The following is a 19,028-nucleotide window of genomic DNA, read 5'->3' as shown; positions in this document are numbered from 1 at the left end:
TGGCTTTTGCGATACACTTGCATAAGACAAAATCACAGATTCCAAATAACAAACAAATTCCAAATTTCAAATCCCAAATAACAAAGAAATCTCAAATCACGAACTGCAATTTTCAAAGGGTCTTTTTTTATATGAACATCATCAGCGGCAGATTTGGAATTTGGTGCTTGGATTTTGTGATTTGACATTTCTCCGTCATTTGGTGCTTTATTGCCGGTCGTTGACCTTGAAAAGGTCGTTGCAATTCCCAGTTGGAACAAAGAGAATTGGTTCGAAAATTTGACCCGGGTGTCGTTTCATTCAGAAGGTTCCAGGAAAATCTCGGACAAAGCGAGAGTATCTGAAAGGTGTCATGACTATGAACAAGCTCGATCAGTTAAGACAAATGACCACCATAGTTGCGGATACAGGCGACATTGAGTCCATCGGAAGATACAAGCCGTCCGACGCAACGACAAATCCTTCCCTCCTTCTTAGGGCGGCGCAAATGAGCCAGTATCGCAACCTTGTCACATCTGCCATCAAATACGGCAAATCAAGATCACGTATTCCGGAAGAACAACTGCGCCACTCAGTTGACCGTCTTTTCATCAATTTCGGAGCCGAAATACTCCATATCATACCGGGCCGCGTATCCACTGAAGTCGACGCGAGACTCTCCTTCGACACCGACGCCACCGTGGACCGCACACGTGAGATCATGGAGCTTTACGAAGAAGCCGGGATCGGACCGGAAAGGGTGCTCATCAAGATTGCTTCCACGTGGGAAGGGATAGAGGCTGCCAGGCGCCTCGAAAAAGATGGGATTCGCTGCAATATGACGCTGCTGTTCAGCTTTGCCCAAGCCGTCCTTTGCGCCGACGCAGGAGTTACGTTGATATCACCGTTCGTTGGAAGAATTCTTGACTGGTATCTGAAGAACTCGGGTGTGGACAACTTCCCACCCCATGAGGACCCCGGTGTTAAATCGGTTCAGACGATCTACCATTACTTCAAGAAACATGAATGCGAAACCGTTATCATGGGGGCAAGTTTCAGAAACGTGGACGAAATCCTTCAACTAGCCGGGTGTGATCTGCTGACCATCAGTCCTTCACTCATGGAGGAACTTCAGAACTCTGAGGGAAAGGTACCAAGGAAACTCAACCCTGAGTCTTCCCTAGATCTTGGGGGAGAAAAAATGAATCTGGATGAAAAAGAGTTCAGGTGGATGCTCAATGAAGATCCCATGGCAACGGAAAAACTCGCGGAAGGCATAAGAAGATTCTCGAGAGACACCGAAAAACTTGAGAAATATGTAAAAGAAATGTTTGATTAGATTCAGAAAATGGTAGATACAAGAATCACCGCAAGTTGTACTTGAGATAAACGCCTGTTCCTCAGTGATTGCGTCGGAAACGTCAACCTTCAGAATATCGAATGAAACGGAAGAAATATAGAATGACTCTCACAGATTCTCCCAGGCGAGAAATGAAGCCGAGCTTGCTCGACAGCTCCCCATGTTCATAGGCATGCGTAATCAGGAGGCTGCTGTTGTTTAACGCATCGGCCAAACGAATCGATTCAGTGAACGGGGTCATGGAATCTTCCGCTCCGTGCATAATGAAGACTCTGGTAACAATCTTGTCACACCACGTCTTCGGTGATAAGCTCTCAAGTTCGGATTTGAACTGCTCCCAGAACAGATTGGTGATCCTCACGATTTCCTGGGACGCTCGGGCATGCAGAATGCCGTCAACGAGCTCCCGTTCTTTCCCCGAAATCCTCTTGGTGTGTTCCTCCACGTCGTCCATAAGATCCTGCACGCAAAGTTGCAGGATTCTTTGAACATTGCTCGTGTTGTACCCCACATCCACCCTCCGAAGATAATTGTAGAACAGAACCACGAGTCCCCATTCATGCGGCTGGACGCGTCGCTTCTCGCCATTCGCTCTCATTTCTCCCGTCGCCAGGAATCGAAGATAAGTCTCCATGCTGTAATATGTGCTGTAGACAAAAATCGACCTGGGAGGACGCGCCTGAACACGTTTGTCGAGGCTTGCCTTCAAGCCAAGAGCACCGCTGAAACTTATGCCGCTCATTGTTATCTTATCTCCTGAAAGGCTTTTCGACCTCAAGAGCCATTCATAGAAATGTACAATCCATTCGATACCTTCCTCAGAAAGACTAATGTCCTTAAAAGGGGGGATTCTCGGGATGAAAACTTGGAAATCGGCGCCTGCCATGGCTTCGCCAACCGCTCTTAGGGCCGGATGAGCCTCCGCCATTGGAGATGCTCCCGGATAGATGATAAGCGTATGACGGGAAGGATTCCTGGAGTTGAAAATCTTTACTGGTACGTTTTCGCCGTTGGGTCCCTGGTAGAATTCGTCCGTTTCGGTCACACCTTCCGGTCTTGGCCCGTGCGACATGATTAATCCCCTGACCAGCCGAAATACTCTGTATAAATCACCAAAATAGCTCATGTCAGGTTGGCTGCATGACCGCCAAATAAGGTCTGCAGTGGCTGGAATCTAGGCACAGACGGTACTTAAGACTCCATGATTTCGGTGAATACGAGCACTCGTATTTTGCTCTTATGGGTCGTTTTTTCGCACCAGGAATCACTAAATTCCACTTTCTCCCAGGGCTGGAGGACAACGATGAAGAACCAAGCTATGGATTACCTGAGACAGGAGCTGGAGAATTTCGAGACAATCTCCAAAATCCTGATCAACCCTCCCGGGAGCATTCCGCGGCTTGAACATATTGATATTTATGGAGACTGCGTGCCGCTGCACGGCGATGTTGGAGGAGACCACATGATCTTTGTCGATTTCAACAACAGATACGATATGGACACAAGAATAAGAATCGCCAGAGAAAAGGGTAAGAAAGAAGTGGAAGAAAAACTGCTCCTGAATACTTCAAGAGCCGGAATCCTCATCCTGGACGTGTCAGGACATAGTATCACAGACGCCTATCTGGCCGGGAGACTTCACGACGCGTTTCTGACGGGCGTTCTGTATGAACTCCACAATTATGGAGAGATAACGGCTCGTCTGTTCGAGACGTTGAACACGAGATTCTACGATTCCCTGACCATAGACAAGTATTTGACACTCCTCTACGGCGAGATTTCGGAGGAAGGCACGTTTCGATTCATCTCCGCGGGTCATCCGGGTCCAGTTGTCTTCTCAAATAAATACAACAAGATAATAGAAATGAGCGGGGATCGACTCGTTACTTATCCTCCATTGGGTATGTTTCCGTCCGAAGACGACATAGACAAAAGGCGCCATTTCAGTCAGATAGGATATAAGGAAAAATACACAGTCAACGAGATTAACCTCATGGGGGTGGGCGACATCATTGTTCTGTATACAGACGGATTGTCCGAACACCGCAGAAACGGTGAGGAGTACTTCCCCGGCAATCTGGAAGAGATATTGAGGAGAACGAAAGATCTCGCCTCACGGGAGATCTTTGATGCGGTGAAAGGAGACCTCGCCAGGTTTGCTCCACCTCAGGACGACCTGAGCTACGTGGTCATTAAGAAGACGGCATGATGTATCTCAACCGTCCAGAGTCACAGGGAGGTTCCCGCTGCCTGGCGACCCTCATGGTTCTTCTTCTCTCGTTTGTGGGCATTCCAGTGTTCTCTTTGGCCCAGCACGATTTGCTCATCGATCTGGGCACACACCAGGACTTCAGAAGTAACCGAATCTCATCTTTCGACACGACAGGGGGAAACCGGGATGCCGTTGCCCTTGATCCCGGGGAAACGGCCGTGTTGGCAGAAATTGAAGGCCCAGGGGCAATTCATCATATCTGGATAACAGTTTCTGCGGAACCATTTTACGGCCGGAAGATTATCCTCAAGATGTACTGGGACGGGGAGGAAACTCCCTCCGTTGTGTCTCCCGTTGGAGATTTCTTCAGTGTGGGTCACGGCCTGGACAGAAACCTCAGTTCTCTTCCAATCAGTTGCTCGTCATATGGGAGAGCGAGAAACTGCTACTGGTACATGCCCTTTCGAAAATCAGCGAGAATCACCGCCACCAACGAAGGATCGAGAACGGTTGGCTCTTTCTATTACTACAGAGAGCTCCCGAGACTATCTGCCCGCACGCCCTATTTTCACGCTCAATACCGTCAGGAAACTCCCTGCATTCCCGGCGAGAATTATCTCATACTTGACACTGCTGGTAAAGGACATTACGTGGGTTGCAACTTGAGCATCCTTCAGCGGGCAATGGGATGGTGGGGCGAAGGTGACGATATGATCTACATAGACGGTGAAAAGATACCTTCCTTGCACGGGACAGGTTCCGAGGACTACTTTTCTGACGCTTGGGGCATGCGTGAGGACGATAACCTGTTCTACGGGTGTCCTCTCCAGGAATCCGATTTTCAAACTGGCTCTAAAGCCACGGTCTACCGCTTTCACATTCCGGACCCCATACCGTTTGAGGAATCCATCAGGGTAGCCATCGAGCATGGACACGCCAACAATCGGTCGGACTATTTCTCATCGGTGGCCTACTGGTATCAGGATGAGCCTCACGTACCGTTCCCTCTACTTGCCGCTGCCCCCGATCGTCTCCCCTTTGCCCTTGAATCCTCATGGGAAATGACTCTACCGACCTGGAAAGAGGTAAGCGTAGAAAAGATGACACGATTCGAGGATTCGGAAACGGGCATGACCTACGAAGCCACAAACCTCTACCATTTCCTGAGTTCATTCTACAACCAAAACGGCACAAGGTACCCTGTGCTCATGACCGACGGTGCCGACGTGGGGGACAAATGCCGGGTAGCCGTACCAGTCGATGTGGGAGAGCAATACAATGTGGACCTCTTTTTTCTCAGAGGCAAGAGAATGGGATCATTTGAAGTGGAGGAAGTTCGGTCAGGAAAAGGTACCTCACCATTCGAATCGAAGCCCTTTCAAGGGTTTTCCCGCGAAGAGTCGATAGAAGTTCTGAAGGTAAGAAACGTGTTCCTTCATGCTGGTCTCAACACGTTGGTTCTCAACATTACGGGGAAGGACCCAACCTCTCAGGGAACGGAAGTCGGTTACGTGGCTATGACTCTTTCCCCCTCTTCCCCCCGCTATGTCACAGACTGGAACCTTTTTGGACCTTTTGAGGCCCCCGATATGACATTCCTTCAGGTGCCTTATCCTCCCGAAAGTCAAATAGATCTCCAGAAAAAATATCCGGGTGCAGACAGCACTGATGTGTCGTGGGAGGTGTTTCAGGCCGGCCCATCCGGTTACATCAGGCTTGACAATCTCTTTACGCGGAATGAAAGATCAATCGTTTACGGACTTGTCTATCTCTTTTCTCCGGATGAACGGAAAAGCCAGATACTCCTCGGAAGTGACGATGGTGTTCGTTTATGGCTCAATGACGTCCTTACTCACAATAATCCCGCATACCGCGGCGCCTATCCAGATCAAGACAGAGTGGATGTGCTACTAAAGAAGGGTTGGAACAAGCTGCTGGTTAAGATACTCCAGGGTGCCGGTGGCTGGGGATTCTATGTCCGGTTCGTGGATCCTGACGGCGATCTTACCTGGACCACCCAACCTCCCCCCTGAGCCAAAAGGGAAGCGATCATGCGTCGCCTGAAGTGACAGAGTGTTCCAAGGAATCCGGCGGACATGTGTTCATCTGTTCGAGAACCGACAAATCCCCACACTCTAACACCTTAACACTCCTTTCTCCTTCGCGTTCTTCATCCCTCCGGAGGAGACCCTGCGGGTCACAGGGACTCCCTTGAAGGCGGCGAATCTCATCTCAAGATCCTTTGGAAGATCCTGCGTATAATTCAGGAATCTGACTGGATTGAATCGATTTTTGTTCCTAAAATTCATGTGACCAACGAGAGAGATCCATTCCCATGACATCCAGAATCTCACGTCGGAAATTCGTGAAGATCGGATCCCTTGGCCTCGCGGGGACGGCCTTGGGGATCAAAATCAACAGCCCTTTCGATACCATCATAAGAAACGGGACCGTCATTGATGGGTCGGGAAAGGATTCGAGACCAGTCGATGTCGGCATCAAAGGCGACACGATCACAGCGCTGGGTGATCTGGAAGGAGCAGGTGCCGATCGAGTCATCGATGCCGCGGGACTTGTCGTGGCGCCCGGCTTCATCGACATACATACCCACACCGATGTTGAACTCCTGGCTAATCCCCTGGGAGAAAGCAAAATACGCCAGGGAGTGACCACCGAAGTGTCAGGCAATTGCGGGTCTTCTCCGTTTCCCCTTGATGAAGACGATCGCACAGAGTTGGACAAAAGATGGCGGAACCGATTCGGCACAAACGTTAGTTGGCACGATCTGGAAGGGTTTTTCACACGGCTTGAACTATCTGAACCCTCCATTAACTATGCCACCTTCACAGGGCACGGTTCCCTGAGAGGTGCCGTCGTGGGGAAGAATGACGTACCGGCCAGCCCCGAGCAGTTGGCTGAAATGAAGCGGCTCCTTGCCCAGACCATGGAAGTGGGAAGCCTGGGCCTCGCAACCGGTCTTGAATACACACCCGGTAGCTACGCGGGAACGGAAGAATTGATTGAACTGGCAAAAGTTGCAGCCGCGTATGACGGTGTCTATGCCACGCACATGCGCAACGAAGATGACACTGTTAAGGATGCCATTCAGGAAGCGCTCCGGATCTGCCGAAGGGCGGAAGTCTCCACGCAGATCTCCCACCTGAAAGTGGCCAATCAGGGAAACTGGCATAAGATCGACAGCGTGTTGGAGTTGATCTACAAGACACGGGAGACCTTACCCGTGGAGGTCGACCGGTACCCCTATGTCGCATGGGGAACGGGACTTACCACGTTCCTCCCTCTCGAATCCCGGCAGGGGGAAACGGAGCAGGTCCTTGAACGTCTGAATGACCCGGAGCATTCTCCCAGGATTAGGACCTTCGCCGAATCCCGTGCGTTGAGGATCGGGGGCTGGGATAAGGTCATGATCAGTTACTGCGCCAGTGAGCAAGGGAAAAAATACCAGGGGAAGACCATCCTCTCCTGCGCCGAAGAAGCCGGACAGGAACCGGTGGATTTTGCCATAGGTCTGCTACTTTCCGAAAAGAATCAGGTTGGCATTGTGGGATTTGCCATGAGCGAGGAGAATCTTGAGAAAGTCCTGGCATCACCTTTCACAATGATTGGCTCCGATGGCAACGCTATCGCCCCCTACGGCAAGCTGGCTGCAGGGAATCCCCATCCACGATTCTATGGAACATTCCCGCGAGTTCTTGGCAAGTATTCTCGTGACGAACAAATAATTGGTCTCGAAGCCGCAGTGCACAAAATGACCGGCATGCCGGCTGCGAAGCTAGGTCTGGCAGACCGGGGAATCCTGATGAAGAAAAAAGTCGCGGACATTACCGTCTTTGATCCGAAAACGGTTATCGACCGCGCAACCTTCGAGAACCCGCATCAGTATCCTGTGGGGATCGAATATGTCTTTGTCAACGGAAAACTCACCATTGAAAAGGGAAAACATACTGGGGCCAGGCGTGGTAGAATTCTTCGTCATAAGAAATGAAACCGATGAATTCACCTGCAATCGAACGTCTATCCTGGGGCCGTTTGGACGTTGAGGGTACTCTCCATTTCAAGGATGCCAAACTGTATCCCGGAGGAGGCCGGGAATGGGACTGGAATGAAACAGGAACCCGACACTCTCCAGGAATTCAGGTCAAAGACGTGGAGGAACTCCTGGTAAACGGCGCCCGAGTTGTGGTGCTTTCGAGAGGAATGCTTGGGCGTCTGGGCACACAACCTGAGACTCTTCGTTTCCTCAAAGAGAAGGAGATCACTGTGCATGTTCTGAAGACCGACGGGGCGGTCCGGTTGTACAATGAACTTCGCGAAAAGGAATCCGTCGGCGGCCTCTTCCACTCGACATGCTAACCTCATTAATTCAGCAGAAATATATCTCTATGTTTAAAGTCTAATTATTTCTGAATGTACACACATTCGATAATTGCTGATGAATTATTCATGCTAAAGATCTTGAACTGGTCAAAAGCGGCTGGGTTGACTATATTTTGTCCCGGTGTGTTCACTATTTCAAGTCCCTCAATTCAATGAGTTGGGCCAACTGACCAGTGGTCTTTTCCCCTTGAGTTGATCCTGAGGAGTTATCCCAGGGTGTGAGAATCAAAAGGGATCATCAGATGTCCAAGGCCTTTGTCAAGCCTTCCTGGCTTCTATTGGGTATTGTCCTAGGCGTCTACCTCCCCTCCTGTACGATAGAGGAGCCTGAGATAACGGCGGAACTGGTGGGAACCACCGTGGACGTTCCCGTTCATAAACCTCTTCAGATCGCCTTCAGCGATCCGGTTGATGACTTCCCTGATGTTTCGTTCGCACCCAGTGCGGACATCGAAAAAATGATTCTTAACGCAGGTGACGACACACTCACACTCACGTTCTCGAATCCCCTTTCGAACGAGGTCGCATACGAAATCGGTCTATCGGGAAAGAATATCGTTACGGATTCACTCTACTTTACAACGATCGCCACGGTGGATAATGTAGAGAACGATTCTTACGAAGATGCTCAACCGATGGAGTCGGACAAAAAGTACGGTGGTCTTATTAATACGATTTTTGGTGAACCGGATCAGGACTGGTACAAAATGCAGGGAATCGCCGCCGGAGGGATGATCTCTATCCTACTTGATGAACTGGACGAAGACCTGAATCTCAGTCTCTTCAATCCCGATGGAACGGAGCTTTCAGCTTCATCGAACACTGGAAATACCAGTGAAACGATTGAGATTGCCGCTGCCCAAACCGGAACGCACTACATAAGAGTCTTCACGACACTCTCCAATCCCAGTTCCTACTATCACATAACCACCGAATTTTGAGGCGACCAAAAAGACTTGTGAACGACTATCGCAACCTTCAGACCGGTGCCCTAGCGGTCCTACTGATCTTCATGATTGGGTGTGCCGGCTTCACCCAGCATGGCCGGCTGGAAAGCAGCGCTCGTGAGGCATACGCTGGGGGTGATTATGACACGGCGGTTTTCGAATGCACCCGGTCACTGAAATTGAATCCGGACTATGAAAAGGCCCAGATTCTCATCGGGAATGCTTTCAGGGCCGCCACGCAAGCCCACGCCGCAAGGCTCGCTGGACTCGAAGCTTCGTCCTCAAAGTCCAGGTGGGATGGAATTGTCCAGGAGTATGAGGCTCTCGTGAAAATCAATCAGGCGGTTAGGGAACTTCCCACGCTTAAGGTGAAAGAAACAGGTGAGGTAATCGAGTTCGAGACCTCAGACTACACTCAACACCTGGTTGAAGCAAAAACCAACGCGGCAGAGGCTCACTATCAAGAAGGATTGAGTCTGCTTGAACGGGAAGGTGTCGACGAGCAGCGAGGTGCTGCCCTGGAGTTTCGTCTGGCCACCAGTTTCATTGAGGATTATAAGGATGCGGCCGAACTGTACGAAAAGGCAAGGCAAGCAGGGGTAAAGAGAATGGCCATCGTTCCCTTCGAAGACAGGAGCGGTAAAGAAGGAAGATACGGTGACTTACCAGGTCTGGTAGTTGACGAAATTGTGACGGAATTCATGAATGATCCTTCCTCCATGGAGTTTCTGGAACTTGTTTCGCGGGAAGAACTGGAAAATGTGATGGAAGAACACCGCTTGACTCTCGCAGGCATCGTGGACGAAGAAAGTGCCGTACAGTTGGGAAAGATACTCGGCATCCATGAGATTTTGACGGGAAGGATTACTCAGGTCATCTATACTCCCACCACAACGCTGGAAAAAAATGTGGAGCGGGAAGCAAGGATCGTGGTGGGTAAGGAAAAGTACAAGGATAGTAAGGGGAATATCCGCACGAAAGAAGTTTATGAAAAAGTCTCTGCCGTTGCGACGATCTATACGCGAACCGCAGCCGCCAAGATTACCGGGTCCTTCCGGATCATAGATGTAGAAACAGCCAGGCTGAAAAAGGGCGAATCTTTTGAAGGAATATCAAGCTTTGAATACAGATGGGCGACGTTTAAAGGGGACAGGAGAGCATTGGACTTTGGGACCATGGTTCTTCTGAGAAGAAATGAAAAGTCCGCCCCCGTTGAGGGGGAAATGGTGAACCGGGCGACAAAAGATCTCTCCAATTCACTGTCGAGGACTCTGAAACGGTACACCATGTGAGTCGAGTTCGGTAGGGCCGGCCAGCTCATCACAGTAATAGGAACGCCGACTCGGCCATCTACTGTGAGGCCAACAAGAATAGCCCCAGGTTACCGCCGCTGACTATCTTTTTCATTTCAACGGAAAGTCTGTGTTCAGCTACCAGAGCAGGGACTCCTTTGTTAGCCATAAACTGGCGATAATTCTTGAAATGCTCAGAACCGGCGGCAATTTCTGCGCATGTGATGAAGCTTTTGAGCAGCCAGCCTTTCGGAAATCTGAGAGGACCGGCGTGATAATCCACAACCAAAAGCCGGCCATCTTTTTTCAGAACCCGCCTTGACTCACTAACAAGCACTGAACGAATTCTGGAGGAGATTTCGTGCAGTACCAGTGACACAACGATCAGGTCGAATGATCCTTCTCCATATGGCATTCTTGACGCATCACCCACGCAAAGGTTTGCGTGGTTACCAAGTTTTTGCCGGGCCAAGTCAATCATGGCAACTGATGGGTCAATTCCGAAAACCTCGCAACCAGCCTTCTGGTAAACATCCAGTTGCGATCCTGTGCCACAACCCATATCGAGAACAAACATCCCTTCTCTTGGAGGAAGCATTTTCACACAAAGACCCCTCAGACCGGTGTTGAATGGTTCGAACAATGTGTCGTACCATTTTGCGCTGTTACGATAGGGATCCTTATTCACAACCACAGTAGAATAGACCGCCTGATCAGTCGAATGGTGCGCAGAGGTATGCAATGTGCATCTGAAAACCGAAGAACAATTACGCCTGCTTTTCCTACATTCCCTTTCCTTTATGCCCATGGAGCTTCTTCAGTTGTTCAGAGGTCAGCATCTTCCGGGCATCCAGGCCTGCATGGACATGAGCCTTCTGCATTTTCGTTCGAAGTTCCCCGATCTTCTCAATCTTTGAGTCAACGGTTTTGACATTCACCTTGTCCTCTCTGAGAAGATCGTGGAGTTCTATTTCCAGGATTCCCAGATCTGCCTTGGTTCGTATCATCCGCTTTTCAGTTTCGCTCTTCAAAGCCCTGAGCTTGGACACCTGCTCATCCGTAAGACCCAACTCATCTTTCATCCCGAGGAAAAACTTGTCTCCTCCATGATGCTTTTGTCTCATCATGTACTTGTGTCCCATTCCCGTCTGATGCTTTTCTCCTTTCATAGACGTGTGGGACATCATCCCCTGTTCGTGGGTACCTTTCATCGTTCCTTCCTGGGCGTCTGCCGAATTTGCCATAAGAACCAAGGCACCCAAGGTTATCACAGGAATCATCCATGAGGGCATTCTCTTTGACATTGCTACCTCCTGTTCTCTTTTCTGAATAGCGCTTTGCTCACTCATTCAGTTTATAGTTTCTTTCGTTCTTCTTCAACATCTGAATTTCCGGAATCCAAACCTGCATCACTTCGGTTTACCATGGTAGCATTACTGTCCAACCTGGCTCTTCACACCAAGCTGCCAGAACAGAAAACTAAGCCACCTGGTGGTGTCCTCAATCTGCTTGCTCAGTGGCCGTCCGCCGGAATGTCCTGACTTAGTGTCGTAGTACAGCAAGACAGGATTGTCTGATTCAGTCGATTCCTGGAGTAGCGCCGCCATTTTGCGAGCGTGGAGTGGATCGACGCGCGTGTCCGAATCACCCGTGATGAACATCACTGCCGGATACTCAATTCCACTTTTTACCCGATGATAAGGCGAATAGGCATAAAGATATTTGAACTGTTCTGGATCATCCGTTGAACCATATTCAGAGATCCAGAAGGATGCAACCAGAAACTTGTGATACCGGACCATATCGAGAAGCGGATAGAAACAGGCCACGGCCCTGAAGAGATCAGGACGCTGAGTCAGAGCGGCACCTACCAGCAAACCCCCATTGCTCCCGCCTGAAATGGATAGTTTCGTTGGACTTGTGTATCCTTTTTCAATGAGCCATTCAGCGGCGGCGATGAAGTCGTCGAATACGTTCTGCTTGTTTTCCAGCATTCCCGCTTTGTGCCACTCCTCTCCGAACTCTCCCCCCCCACGCAAATTAGGCCGAGCGTATACACCGCCATTCTCAACCCATATTGCGGCCGTTGACGAAAACCACGGAGTGAGACTTGTGTTGAATCCTCCGTATCCTGTCAACAGCGTCGGGTTTGATCCATCAAGCTTCAGGCCTTTTCTGTGCACAAGAAACATCGGGATTTCCGTTCCATCTTTGGAAGAGTACCAAACCTGATTGACTTCGATATTGTTACTTTTGAGGGGAACGTCGTACTTCGCCCATACTTCTTGATTCCCTGTCTCGACATCATAACGGTAGATCGTCGGAGGGATGTGGAAGGATGAATAGTAGTAGAAGGCTTCGTTACTCTCCCACTGGCCGCTCACCCAGCCCACCGAACCAGGATCGGCAAAGGAGATGTCCCTCACATGGCGACCGTTCGGCTCGAAGACCTTAACATACGAAGCGACGTTCTCAAGATGGTTGACGAATAGTCTCCCACCAGCAGTGGAAAACCCCTCTATGATGGCATCCGTCATGGGGATAATCTCTTCCCACTCGGAAGGATCTCGAGGAATATCATTTATATCAACGGCCAGGATTCGGTCTCTGGGGGCGTTCCAGTTGGTCTGTAGGTAGATTCGATCACCTCCAATTTCCCCGCTGAATCTGGCATCGATGTCATTAACGACCGCTATGATCTGACCTTTTTCAGCCACATTCTGGTAATAAATCTCGGTTTTGAGTCCCGCCGATCCGTGCCAGACAATGATGAGCAGGTGCTTTCCATCCTCGGAAAGATCAGCCCACAGGATCTTTTCCGGACCGTAACCCTCTCCAAAAATCTCCGTGTCACTGGCAGGGTCTGTTCCCATCCCATGATAGTATACCCTTGGGCCCTCTGCCTCATGACGAGTATAATAGAAACCCTCATTGTCCGGCGTGATGGAAATCCCCCAATAACGAGCTTTGGACAGTTCATCCGGTAAATGCTCACGCTTATCCACATGCAAGAAACGGATCCTTACCTCATCTTCTCCACCTTCACGAATAGCGTAAGCCAGAATTGTTCCGTCTTTCGACACATCCCGCATGCCGACACTTGTTGTGTTGTCGGGACTCATCCCGTGAGGATCAATTAGCACCTGGTCTTCGCCTTTAAGTCCTTCTCGGATGTAGATAACGTAAAGCTCTTGATCGCTCATTCTCTTGATGAAGAAATAACGACTGTTGCGCACCTGCGGGCTGCCGGTCACATCTATTTTCATTAATTCTGCAAGTCTTTTTTGGATATTATCGCGCCGCGGTAAAGAATCGAGAATAGGTTTGCTGTATGCATTCTGTTCATCAATCCATTCTCGCGTTTCCGGGCTCTCCTGGTCCTCCAGCCACTGATAAGGATCAACCACTTCTACGCCGTGGATTATCTCCTTTACATTATCTTTCCGGGTCTCAGGTGGTGTCCCGGGCGTCGGGACTTGTGCCCATCCTGTTCCACACAAAAATAACGTGAGTAGTAGGATTGACCGTGCGCTCTCACGTACCGGACATTTCTTCTCTCTTGATTTACTTTGACAAGGCATTTTTGATATTCCCCCTTGGTCCGGCCGCATTCTTTGGGCAACTTCTGGGGAGCAGGTCAAGCAGGTTCCTTTCAATGTCCAATCAATATTCAGGAATAGCCTGTCCTTCTATCCAGGGTGCTCCGGCATCTCTTAGCGCTTTTTCTACCCTTGGCAATTTCACATCCACGATTTCTTCCAAATCTTTCCTCAACTCCTGAAATTCGGCAGCAGCAATTTCCAGGCTGCGCCTATGCAATGGTGCCGGGCCATATGTAGAACCAAAGGTTCCCAAAGAGGCCACGTTCTGTCGACCGGCAATTGTTGGTTTGGTTTTTTCTCCAATTTGCCGTTTTGAACGATTACCATTTAATCGCTCATCAATCTCCATCAACGATCGCTTCAGCTGATGCAATTCACTATCCAGGTTGCCCGGGGCTGCCGGTGTCCGGGTCAACGCTTTTTGTAACAAGCTCACTCTTTCGATGGCTTTACTCAGCTTCCGTGAAGCAGCTGTGGTGGACTTGTTCAGCCTCTCGGTCTCCTTCCAAAAAGAAGCGGTTTCCTGCGGGTCTTTGCCGGCCAAAGCACCTTCGTACATCCTTTCAACTCTAAAGTGCATAGACTCCGACAAATCGGTGATGACGCCGTCTTCTTGTTTGGAAAGTGTAACGGCATAATCCCCCGGAGCAACCATGGCACCTATATAGCTGCCCTCAATGTCAGCCACATTACTGATCGCGTCTGTCGCCGGATAGCGCAGATCCCAGGCTATACGATAAAAGCCCTTTTGGTTAACACCTTCAATCCGGCGAACCACGTAATCTTCATTATCTTTTACCGTTAACCAGATTTGTGGCGCTTCCTCCCTTCGTTCAGCTTCAACTTCGTCCCAGCCCGGGAATTCCAATTGCTGCTTCTTATCGAGCTGTTCTTTTTCCTTTTTCTGACGGATAGCCTTTTGGGTTGTTAGTGCATCCTTCAGATAGTATGTGAAGACGGCACCGAAAGGTGGGTTAGGGGCTGTATATTGGGACGCACCTTGAATGACACTAAGTTGTCGCGGAATATACCACCAGGTTTTGCGGGGTTGGAACAAGGTGGCTTCCTGTTTCAACTGTTCTTCCGAAATGTGACGCAGAACGCTGTAGTCATCGAATACATAAAAGCCGCGACCAAAGGATGCACCAACCAGGTCATTTTCGCGGCGCTGGATGGCGAGATCGCGAAACGAAATGGTCGGCACCCCACCGCTGAGTTTCAACCACTTATCTCCTCCATCAATGGTGAAGTAAATGCCAAACTCGGTTGCGGCGAAAAGCAGGTTAGGTTCAAGGTGATCCTGTACCAGGCGCCAAACCAGTGTACGATCAGGCAGGTTTCCTCTTATAGACTTCCACCTTTTGCCACGATCCGTGCTCTTTAGCAGATAGGGATTGAGATCACCGAATTTATGATTGTCGAGGGCGATGTATACTGTATTTACATCGTGTAAATCGGCCTTTATGTCGTTGACGAAGGCGGTTTTGGGTACGTTTGGAAATCTGCCCACTTCCACCCTGCGCCAGTTTGTGCCCCCGTCTTCACTGATTTGAACGAGGCCGTCATCCGTTCCCGCATAAATCAGGCCTTCCTGTAAGGGTGATTCGGCCAGTGAGGTGACGGTGTTGTAGGTCGACATCGCCAGAAGGTCCCACGGGGCGTCCCAGCTCCAGGTTTGTCCCATAATCTTGAGTGCGATACGTTCCTGGTTGCGGGTCAGATCACCTGAAATAGCCGTCCAGCTGTCACCACGGTTCTCGGAACGCCATACGCGATGTGACGCGAAATATATACGGGTGGGCGAATGCGGACTGACCAGAATCGGAGAGTCCCAATTGAATCGTTCATAATCTTCACCGGCTTCCGGCTGCGGTTGTATCAGAAGAATCTCACCGGTGGTAACGTCAATGCGGGACAGAAAACCTTGCTGGGATTCAGAATAGACGATATCCGGATTGCCAGGTTCCGTCGCCGGCTGATGCCCGTCACCTCCAACAGTAAGAAACCAATCCGAGTTTAGAATACCGCGCGTCCAGACCGTACGTGAAGGACCACCCTGAGTGGAATTATCCTGCGTGCCACCGTAAATGTTGTAGAATGGTGTGGCATCATCCACTGCGACTTTGTAAAACTGGGTAACCGGTAGATTGGCTATGTAGCGCCAGTTTTCTGCCAGATCAAAACTTTCATACAAACCGCCATCTGTTCCCACCAGCAAGTAATCCGGATCATCTGCACGGAACGCCAGGGCATGATTATCCACGTGCTTGAATTGTTCCTTCATGCGGGTGAACGTCTTGCCGCCATCGTTTGAGACCTGGATTCGGACATCCGCCAGGTAGATCCGGTCAAATTGATGCGGGCTGGCGTAGAGCTCCTGGTAATAATGAGGGCCTGTACCACCGGAAACCGCATCAGATTGTTTTTCCCAGGAATGACCGCGATTGGCGGAACGGAAGACACCACCAGTTCGGCGATCCAGTTCGATGGCAGCATACAAGACATCAGAATTCTGCGGAGAAATGGCCAGACCAATTTTGCCCATATTGGAACCCGGCAAACCGTCGCTAAGCTTCTCCCAGGTTTCTCCACCATCGCCTGAACGGTGAATACCCGAACCCGGACCACCACTCATATAGGCGGCGACATTACGGTGACGTTGCCAGGTAGCGGCATAGAGCTGATCCGGATTCCGCGGATCAATCAGAATGTCCGTTACACCTACCCATTCATCATCGCCTAACACTTTTTCCCATTCTCCGCCACTGTCACTGGTCTTGTAAAGTCCGCGATCACCACCTTTTGACCATAATGGCCCCTGGGCGGCAACCCACACGATATCCGAATTATCCGGATGCACAATTATTTTCGAAATATGACGTGATTCTTTTAGACCTAAATTCTCCCAACTGACACCACTATCGATGCTGCGGTAAATGCCGTCACCATAACCCACGTGTCGACCACCCACGTTTTCACCGGTACCTACCCAGATAACAGATGGATTCGAAGGATCTGGCGTGATACATCCTATGGAATAAGATGGCTGATCATCAAAGATTGGTTGCCAGGTGGTGCCGGCATTATGTGTCTTCCAGACACCGCCGGAACCTACCGCAACGTACCACTGACTGGGATCATCGGGATTGATAGCAATATCGGCAATGCGACCCGACATGAAAGCCGGCCCTATGCTGCGTAGTTTCAGTCCGGCAAAAGTGCCATCAGATAATAGATCGTCTTCATCTTCATTTTGTGCAGAGAGTGCGTTCGACATGATTAAGACTAGAAAACCTAAAATGGTCAACCTGGTCACTAAGTTCATCGCTTGGCTCCCTGAGTATGTCATGTTGAATGCTGCTTGTCGGATACAAGTAGCACGGAATTATGGTCAAATCGATTATCATTAGCCTTGAAGTGACTGTTAATCAAGAAGTACCTATTGTTCATAAAAGCACGGATTTCACACATGTAGCGAATTGATGTCCGGAAACATCCAACGTGGTGAAAAAGTCACATCCTATCTCATACCGCGAAATGCGGTTCCAGCAAATGGAAAACTTGCATGAACTGGGAAATCTGAAATGCTCACCACCGATAGAATTTACAACCCCGTTATTCTAACGCAACAAAAAAGCCCAACATGTGAGACAGGGTGTAGGACTAGCTAATACATTCACAATTCCCATTCTAAACGGCATTAAGCTGCCCACGCACCTATTCGAATCTGTAGATGTGGTTCAAAAAACGTAAGTCCAAAGTAGTAAAGACGGCATTTAACAGTACAGACAGGATGGAAACTCTTTAACGCGATTACGAATAATCTATGAGGCAAGTAAACCCATCGTTGTCAATAGAATCACCATTGAAAACGCCATTCCAAGAGTAATGTTAAGCCATTTTTTCTCTGGATGATTTACCCAAAAACAAATGACGTAAGACAGTAACAATGATTGCAATACAGTCTCCCAGAGTCCAACTAGTTGATCCCAAATTGGAAATGTTGTGTAGATCATTCCTTCAATGGATCCGGATGTAGGGCCAAAAGTTGATAAAATACCAACAATGACTAACATCAGCCACATTATGATCCACCCATTTTTTCTTCCAAAGAATACGTCACTTAACAAGAAAAATACGATTCCAAATAGCAAACCTCTTATAGGTTGGAATAAAGGACCGGCCATGACCATTGCATCATCAGTTTGTCGCATAATATATCTAAGATCGGTTTCAGCAAATGTGGTTTCGTAATCCATTATTATGAAAGCCAGAACACCCATGACAAAATAGGTGACCGTATGAACCACAATTGTTTTAACGGTGATTCCTAAAAATGTAACTTGCCTGTCATTCATTGTAGTGTCCTCTTAATAAGGTGAATCAGTATTGTGAATTATGTATGCCAAGGGGATTTAGCAGTGTCCAATGGAAAAGGCATCAACGAATCTGGATCGTGGGCAGTATCGGTGTTTTTATGACGTCCACCGTCGCACTGGTGGAAGTTTGGTATTTGTTGTGAGATGAGAAGAAAAAATGGACCCGGGGAATCAGCCATCTTTTCTCCCGTAAGTTCTAAAATACAACGAGCTGCCCTTCGTCTCTCTTGAACGGCATTCTCAGATAACCCTGTCCAAGCTTTTCAGCCTCCGAGCCAAGACTTTCAATCAATTCAGGCGGAACGTTCTCTTGCTGGACCAAGAGGTATGGAATCACCTTGTATGTTCCTTTTGGCAAATCACAAGCACTCCACAAGAAGATAATATTCCATACTTTTTGCTCAAGAGTGACTCTTTCACGCGCCAACCTCCAATTTGGATCGAAATCCATAGCTCTCAGGAAATTATCGTCTTCATCCAGTATGATCAGGCCTGTTCTCTTGAGTACTCTGTTTTGCACTCTCTTGAGTGATTTCACGAAGAGAGGCCTTGACGTAGCCTTTAGCGAAACTTTAACAGTCACAGGTTTCTTATAATCCTCCGGGATTCCCTGAGGGGAAACGTCTGTAGTGATATCTAGAATCCTGGAAAGATACTTGACATCATTTAACTCACCCCTGCCATTGATATCGCCTGCTGATCTTGCCACTTCCCCATTCAAAATAACTACCTTCGATGAATCGAGCCGGTAATTGGCCACATAGTAATGGAGATAGAAATCTTCATTCACTCCTTCTCCTGTTCCCTCACTCCCGGGTGGAGGAAGGTCAAGCCGAAAGTCACCGTTCTCATCTGTTCT

The 19,028-nt window shown here is 49.2% G+C and carries 14 protein-coding genes; 7 read left to right on the top strand and 7 right to left on the bottom strand.

Annotation, left to right across the window (positions count from 1 at the left end; translation table 11 throughout):
* Nucleotides 1-358 precede the first annotated feature (358 nt).
* Nucleotides 359-1,318: a transaldolase gene (tal, locus tag V3U24_03560; protein MEE9166527.1), complete on the top strand. Its 960-nt coding sequence runs from the start codon at nucleotides 359-361 to the stop codon at nucleotides 1,316-1,318.
* 82 nt (nucleotides 1,319-1,400) lie between these two features.
* Here tal and V3U24_03555 read toward each other — a convergent pair whose 3' ends face one another.
* Nucleotides 1,401-2,411 carry a hypothetical protein gene (locus V3U24_03555; protein MEE9166526.1) on the bottom strand — a complete coding sequence of 337 codons (1,011 nt, stop codon included), beginning with the start codon at nucleotides 2,409-2,411 and terminating at the stop codon, nucleotides 1,401-1,403.
* A gap of 231 nt (nucleotides 2,412-2,642) precedes the next feature.
* On the opposite strand from V3U24_03555, the gene V3U24_03550 reads away from it, so the two are divergent.
* The 6 genes from V3U24_03550 (at nucleotide 2,643) to V3U24_03525 (ending at nucleotide 10,188) form a co-directional block, all read left to right on the top strand.
* Nucleotides 2,643-3,548, top strand: a complete 906-nt coding sequence (locus V3U24_03550; protein MEE9166525.1) for a PP2C family protein-serine/threonine phosphatase — start codon at nucleotides 2,643-2,645, stop codon at nucleotides 3,546-3,548.
* A complete protein-coding gene (locus V3U24_03545) occupies nucleotides 3,545-5,584 on the top strand; it encodes a glycoside hydrolase family 172 protein (protein ID MEE9166524.1) in 2,040 nt (679 codons plus the stop codon). The genes V3U24_03550 and V3U24_03545 overlap by 4 nt, the downstream gene beginning before the upstream one ends.
* Nucleotides 5,585-5,916: 332 nt before the next feature.
* Nucleotides 5,917-7,557 (top strand): D-aminoacylase, encoded by a 1,641-nt coding sequence (locus tag V3U24_03540; GenBank protein ID MEE9166523.1) that lies wholly within the window; start codon nucleotides 5,917-5,919, stop codon nucleotides 7,555-7,557.
* A 5-nt stretch (nucleotides 7,558-7,562) separates the two neighbouring features.
* A complete protein-coding gene (locus V3U24_03535) occupies nucleotides 7,563-7,925 on the top strand; it encodes an Mth938-like domain-containing protein (protein MEE9166522.1) in 363 nt (120 codons plus the stop codon).
* A gap of 242 nt (nucleotides 7,926-8,167) precedes the next feature.
* Nucleotides 8,168-8,890, top strand: a complete 723-nt coding sequence (locus V3U24_03530) for a PPC domain-containing protein (protein MEE9166521.1) — start codon at nucleotides 8,168-8,170, stop codon at nucleotides 8,888-8,890.
* A gap of 17 nt (nucleotides 8,891-8,907) precedes the next feature.
* Nucleotides 8,908-10,188 (top strand): CsgG/HfaB family protein, encoded by a 1,281-nt coding sequence (locus tag V3U24_03525; protein MEE9166520.1) that lies wholly within the window; start codon nucleotides 8,908-8,910, stop codon nucleotides 10,186-10,188.
* A gap of 58 nt (nucleotides 10,189-10,246) precedes the next feature.
* Here V3U24_03525 and V3U24_03520 read toward each other — a convergent pair whose 3' ends face one another.
* From V3U24_03520 to V3U24_03495, 6 genes are all read right to left on the bottom strand, one after another.
* Nucleotides 10,247-10,882, bottom strand: a complete 636-nt coding sequence (locus V3U24_03520) for a class I SAM-dependent methyltransferase (protein ID MEE9166519.1) — start codon at nucleotides 10,880-10,882, stop codon at nucleotides 10,247-10,249.
* Between the two features lie 88 nt (nucleotides 10,883-10,970).
* The gene (locus V3U24_03515; protein MEE9166518.1) at nucleotides 10,971-11,492 is read right to left on the bottom strand and encodes a periplasmic heavy metal sensor; all 522 of its coding nucleotides are present in this window, start codon (nucleotides 11,490-11,492) and stop codon (nucleotides 10,971-10,973) included.
* Nucleotides 11,493-11,621: 129 nt separating this feature from the next.
* Nucleotides 11,622-13,769 (bottom strand): prolyl oligopeptidase family serine peptidase, encoded by a 2,148-nt coding sequence (locus tag V3U24_03510; protein ID MEE9166517.1) that lies wholly within the window; start codon nucleotides 13,767-13,769, stop codon nucleotides 11,622-11,624.
* A gap of 82 nt (nucleotides 13,770-13,851) precedes the next feature.
* Entirely contained in the window at nucleotides 13,852-17,115 is a 3,264-nt protein-coding gene (locus V3U24_03505) for a glycosyl hydrolase (GenBank protein MEE9166516.1), read from the bottom strand.
* A gap of 499 nt (nucleotides 17,116-17,614) precedes the next feature.
* The gene (locus V3U24_03500; protein MEE9166515.1) at nucleotides 17,615-18,148 is read right to left on the bottom strand and encodes a hypothetical protein; all 534 of its coding nucleotides are present in this window, start codon (nucleotides 18,146-18,148) and stop codon (nucleotides 17,615-17,617) included.
* A 217-nt stretch (nucleotides 18,149-18,365) separates the two neighbouring features.
* Nucleotides 18,366-18,959 (bottom strand): hypothetical protein, encoded by a 594-nt coding sequence (locus V3U24_03495; GenBank protein MEE9166514.1) that lies wholly within the window; start codon nucleotides 18,957-18,959, stop codon nucleotides 18,366-18,368.
* Nucleotides 18,960-19,028 lie beyond the last annotated feature (69 nt).

Source organism: Candidatus Neomarinimicrobiota bacterium (assembly GCA_036476315.1).
In the GTDB taxonomy this organism is placed as follows: domain Bacteria; phylum Fidelibacterota; class Marinisomatia; order Marinisomatales; family S15-B10; genus JAZGBI01.
The sequence above is the reverse complement of the archived record's forward strand: the minus strand, read 5'-3'. Positions and strand labels throughout refer to the sequence as shown.